The organism is Halomonas sp. 707D4, assembly GCF_024158685.1.
GTDB lineage: Bacteria > Pseudomonadota > Gammaproteobacteria > Pseudomonadales > Halomonadaceae > Vreelandella.
Genome location: NZ_JAMZBD010000305.1, coordinates 1 through 3,892 on the forward strand (window position 1 = coordinate 1; position 3,892 = coordinate 3,892).

A 3,892-nucleotide genomic window follows, 5' to 3' on the forward strand; every position below is an offset into this window, starting at 1 on the left:
GATCGAAAGCGCCTGGCTCGAGAACGTCGCGCGCATCGGCGTCACCGCCGGGGCCAGCGCCCCGGAGGTGCTGGTGAAGGGCGTGATCGAACGGCTCAAGAGCCTTGGGGCGACCGATCCCACCGAGCTTGCCGGTCGCGAGGAGAACATCACCTTCTCGATGCCCAAGGAGCTGCGTGAACAGGTGATCGTCAGCGGGTGATGCAAACGGCGGGCGTTTTGGCCATACTGGATGTATGGGCTAACTAAAACGAGACCTGTCGAGTGGCTTCTTTCCTCAAGGGCCGCGCCGCTGTCCAACGGCGGCGCTCACGCGGCTTCACCCTCATCGAAATGCTCGTCACGGTGGCGATCGTGGCCATCCTGGCGGGCATCGCCTACCCAAGCTATCAGCGCTATCTCCAGCATTCGCTACGCGCCGATGCCCAGGCGGGGCTGGTCAACGCTGCCGCCGACCTCGAGCGCTGCTACGTGCGAAATCAGCGCTACGCGGGCTGTTCGATCTCCCCGACCTCGCCCGACGGCCACTATCGGCTCGCCTTCACCGCCGGTGCCGGTGGCTACCTGCTCACTGCCACCACCGACGAGAACGACGGCTGCGAAACGCCGCTGGCGCTCGATGGGCTGGGTGAACGCTTTCCCACGGCGTGCTGGTGATGAGCGGCCAGCGCGGCTTCTCCCTGGTGGAGGCGCTGATCGCGCTGGTGGTTCTGTCGCTCGGGCTGGTCGGTGCGGCCGCCATGCAACTCAAGGCGCTGGATAGCGCCGACGAAGGCTACCGACGGGCGCTGGCGAGCGTGGCCGCGCTGGATGCCCAGGAGCGACTCTGGGCAACCTATCGCCATGCCAGGCAGTGCGCCGAGATCGAGGTCGGGCGTGTCGAAAGCGCCTGGCGACGGCACTGGTTCCAGCACCCGGAAGCGGCGCTGGCAGAAGCGGCGTGGGGCAGTATCCAGCGCGATGCCTGCGACTTCCAGATCACCATAGTCCACGCGGCGCCGGGCAGCGCGCCGCTTGCCTTTCGTTTCGAACTACCCGTCAAACCCTAGGAGCAGGCGCATGAGCGAGCAGGGCGGTTACACCCTCAGCGAGGTGCTGGTGGCGCTGGCCATCGCGAGTCTGCTGGTCATCGCCGCCGGGCAACTGCTGCTGACGAGTGTCACTACCTTCGCCCAGGTGGAGCGCCTGGGGCGCCAGCAGGAGAGTCTAGTGTACACCGCCACCGTGCTCGCCGATCGCCTGCGCCGTCACGATCCCGCCCACGCCTCGAGCGAGGCGCTGTTTCACCTGCGCTGCCAGAGCGGGGCCGAGGAGTGCCGCTGCACGGTCCAGGATCTCGTCGCCGCGCAGCCGCTGGCGTCCTTCGACCGACTCGGCGAGGGTGCCTGCGCGCGCGATGAACCGTTGGGCGTCGCCGGTGAAGATGGCGCGCTCAACGTCGCCCTGCCGCTCGGCCCGCAAGGGCGGGACGTCGTCTTTCACGTCACTCCTCGCCAGGGTGTACTGAGCGATGCCGGTGCGCCGCCCTGAGCCGGGGTCGCCGACCCGCCAGCGCGGTGCGGCCCTGGCGATCGTCATCGTGGTGATGGCGAGCGCGCTGATGCTGGGGATCGTCGGCGTCCAGTCGGCGCTGATCGACCAGCGCCTGGCGGCCAACTATCGCGCCGCCCTGCAGGCCCAGATGCGCGCCGAGCGTGCGGCTGGACAGGCGCTGACGCGCTTCGATAGCCTCGCCTGGGAGCAGGCGCCCGCTATCGACGAGCAGCCCCCTCGCTGGTCGACGCTCGCCCGTCACCCGGCAGCCTCTTTCGCCTGCGCCGAGCGCAGTTGCCTGTATCTGCCGGTATTGCGTGGCGGCGAGCGCTGGGCCCTCGCCTTTGGCGTGGTCCACGACGATACCGCCGAGGCGACGTTGATCGCCCACAGCGAAGCAGTGTTCGTGCGCGTGGAGCAGGATGGCGCGGTTGCGCGGGTCAGGTGGGAGTAGGCGAGGTCAGGCGGTGACACACGAAAAAGCCCCTTCGCGAGGAAGGGGTTTTCCGGGCCGAGCGAAAGCGTTTAGCCTTCGATCGGTGCGCGCCAGTCGTCGGAACCGGAGGTGCCAGCGACGGTGTGTTCCCAGTCGATCTTGCGGTAGGCCAGGGACACGTCCATCAGCTGGGTGAACTCGGCCTTGTTGATGTCCTGGGCGTGCGGCATGCGCAGGTTGATGTCGACGATGGTAGCGTCGGTCAGCGTGGTGGTGAAGAAGTGCTCCTGCTTGCCCTCGACGGAAGTGCGGTACCACTTCAGCGCCACGTTGGGCAGCATTTCACCGGAGGCCAGGGCGTTGTACATCAGCGGCACGGCCTTGTTCAGCGCCACGGTGAAGACGAACGGCTTGTGGGCGCGCTGGCCGGAAGGTTGACCGGACTGCGGGTCGGTCGGCACGGTCACGACGTGCTTGAATTCCTGGACCAGCATTTCGTCTTCGTGGCCTTCCACGTAGATGTTGCCTACGGAGTCGGGTGTGAAGGCGCCGGCAGTGATGTTGCCCTGGGTCTGGCCTTCGATGCTGATATAGCAAGGTGTCGGCATGATGAATCTCCTTTGTCGTGAGTGAACAGGGCGATATCGCCCGATGAACACTTAATCAAGGGCAAGGCGCATGCCAGAAAAAAATATCTCTTTTTTTACAGCTGCTTATTTTTAAATAAGGATTTTATTCTAATTAATATTAGGCAATGGGCTGCCTGTTTTCAGGCAACCCCTTGCCTGATGGGCAAGGGGTTGCCTGTATTTTCGAAGCATCACTGCGCTGCTTTTGCGTAAATCTCCTTTTCGCCCTATTTCTCGTCGAGGAAGAAGTAAATCGTCTATCCATCGACGCGCCCGTCACCCTTTCTGGCCAGAAGTTATACGCGACTTCTTGCTTCAAGCACCAAAAATATAACTTTTGACGTAAGAAAACCGTGTCTTTTTGCTTGAGACATTGCTGACAGTTATTGTAAGAAATGTCTTACAAATACATTTCAAGAAGTTAAGAGAGGTTAGCTGAAAGGTTAAGTTCGGCAAAAAATCGCCTAAATGTTCCTAACGTGCAGATACGACATGTTCGCATCGCGAGCCTTGCGCCCTAGTGTTTAAAAATGACCCATTGGCGCCGTCCAAGCAGATTCGTTAGCGTTTGTAGATTGACGAATATTGACTGAAACGTTCGATTTTTTCACTTTCAGGACGCACTCATGGCTAAGCAAGGCACCGTCGCACCCAAAGAACGCATTAACATCAAGTACGTTCCGGCCACTGGTGACCAGCAGGCGGATACGGAACTGCCGCTGAAGCTGCTGGTAGTAGGCGACTTCAAGGGCGGCGAGGAAGAAACGCCCATCGAGGAGCGTCAGGCCGTCTCGGTCGACAAGAACAATTTCCAGTCGGTGATGCGCGAGGCCGGCCTTACGCTCACGACTTCGGTCACCAACCGTCTCGAGGAGAGCGAAGAGCCCGACGAGATGGCCGTGGATCTCTCCTTCAAGTCCCTCGAGGACTTCTCGCCGGATGCGATTGCCAAGCAGGTGCCGGAGCTTCGCAAGCTGGTCGAGCTGCGCGAGGCGCTGGTGGCCTTGAAAGGCCCCTTGGGTAACGTACCCGCTTTTCGGGATCGTTTGCAAAAGCTGCTGGAGAGCGACGAGGCGCGTCAGCAGCTGCTCAGCGAGCTGGAGCTTCTGGATACGGATTCCAAGGGCGGCGAGTGAGTCGCCTGGTTTCTCCGTGTCACTCCCTACCCAAATGCGAGGCTAAACGATGAGCAAGACGGCTAAACAGCACTCCACGGCGGCCCAGGCGGAGACCGAAGAGGTTTCGCTGCTGGACCAGGTAATGGCGCAGACCCGCATGGCACCCGCCGACGAAG

The 3,892-nt window shown here is 62.0% G+C and carries 6 protein-coding genes and 1 pseudogene; 6 read left to right on the forward strand and 1 reads right to left on the reverse strand.

All coding sequences use genetic code 11. The annotated features are described in order from the left end of the window. The 5 genes and pseudogenes from ispH to BIS11_RS12545 all read left to right on the forward strand — a co-directional run. Positions 1-202, forward strand: a pseudogene (ispH, locus tag BIS11_RS12520) (4-hydroxy-3-methylbut-2-enyl diphosphate reductase); the annotation flags it as partial. Positions 203-264: 62 nt separating this feature from the next. After that, positions 265-657: a type IV pilin protein gene (locus BIS11_RS12530; protein WP_367399063.1), complete on the forward strand. Its 393-nt coding sequence runs from the start codon at positions 265-267 to the stop codon at positions 655-657. Continuing rightward, complete coding sequence (locus BIS11_RS12535) at positions 657-1,049, forward strand: prepilin-type N-terminal cleavage/methylation domain-containing protein (protein WP_253421304.1); 393 nt, start codon at positions 657-659, stop codon at positions 1,047-1,049. Before BIS11_RS12530 ends, BIS11_RS12535 begins: the two co-directional genes overlap by 1 nt. A gap of 10 nt (positions 1,050-1,059) precedes the next feature. Beyond that, entirely contained in the window at positions 1,060-1,530 is a 471-nt protein-coding gene (locus BIS11_RS12540; protein ID WP_253421305.1) for a PilW family protein, read from the forward strand. Then, positions 1,511-1,987, forward strand: a complete 477-nt coding sequence (locus BIS11_RS12545; protein WP_253421306.1) for a hypothetical protein — start codon at positions 1,511-1,513, stop codon at positions 1,985-1,987. The genes BIS11_RS12540 and BIS11_RS12545 overlap by 20 nt, the downstream gene beginning before the upstream one ends. A gap of 71 nt (positions 1,988-2,058) precedes the next feature. Here BIS11_RS12545 and BIS11_RS12550 read toward each other — a convergent pair whose 3' ends face one another. After that, complete coding sequence (locus BIS11_RS12550; protein WP_126950157.1) at positions 2,059-2,577, reverse strand: Hcp family type VI secretion system effector; 519 nt, start codon at positions 2,575-2,577, stop codon at positions 2,059-2,061. A 647-nt stretch (positions 2,578-3,224) separates the two neighbouring features. On the opposite strand from BIS11_RS12550, the gene tssB reads away from it, so the two are divergent. Next, positions 3,225-3,734, forward strand: a complete 510-nt coding sequence (gene tssB / locus BIS11_RS12555) for a type VI secretion system contractile sheath small subunit (RefSeq protein WP_253421308.1) — start codon at positions 3,225-3,227, stop codon at positions 3,732-3,734. Positions 3,735-3,892 lie beyond the last annotated feature (158 nt).

Bases quoted from the DNA above. Each gene is read 5' to 3' on its own strand.
- BIS11_RS12535 (WP_253421304.1), top strand. From the start codon at position 657: ATGAGCGGCCAGCGCGGCTTCTCCCTGGTGGAGGCGCTGATCGCGCTG.
- BIS11_RS12540 (WP_253421305.1), top strand. From the start codon at position 1,060: ATGAGCGAGCAGGGCGGTTACACCCTCAGCGAGGTGCTGGTGGCGCTG.
- BIS11_RS12545 (WP_253421306.1), top strand. From the start codon at position 1,511: ATGCCGGTGCGCCGCCCTGAGCCGGGGTCGCCGACCCGCCAGCGCGGT.
- BIS11_RS12550 (WP_126950157.1), bottom strand. From the start codon at position 2,577: ATGCCGACACCTTGCTATATCAGCATCGAAGGCCAGACCCAGGGCAAC.
- tssB (WP_253421308.1), top strand. From the start codon at position 3,225: ATGGCTAAGCAAGGCACCGTCGCACCCAAAGAACGCATTAACATCAAG.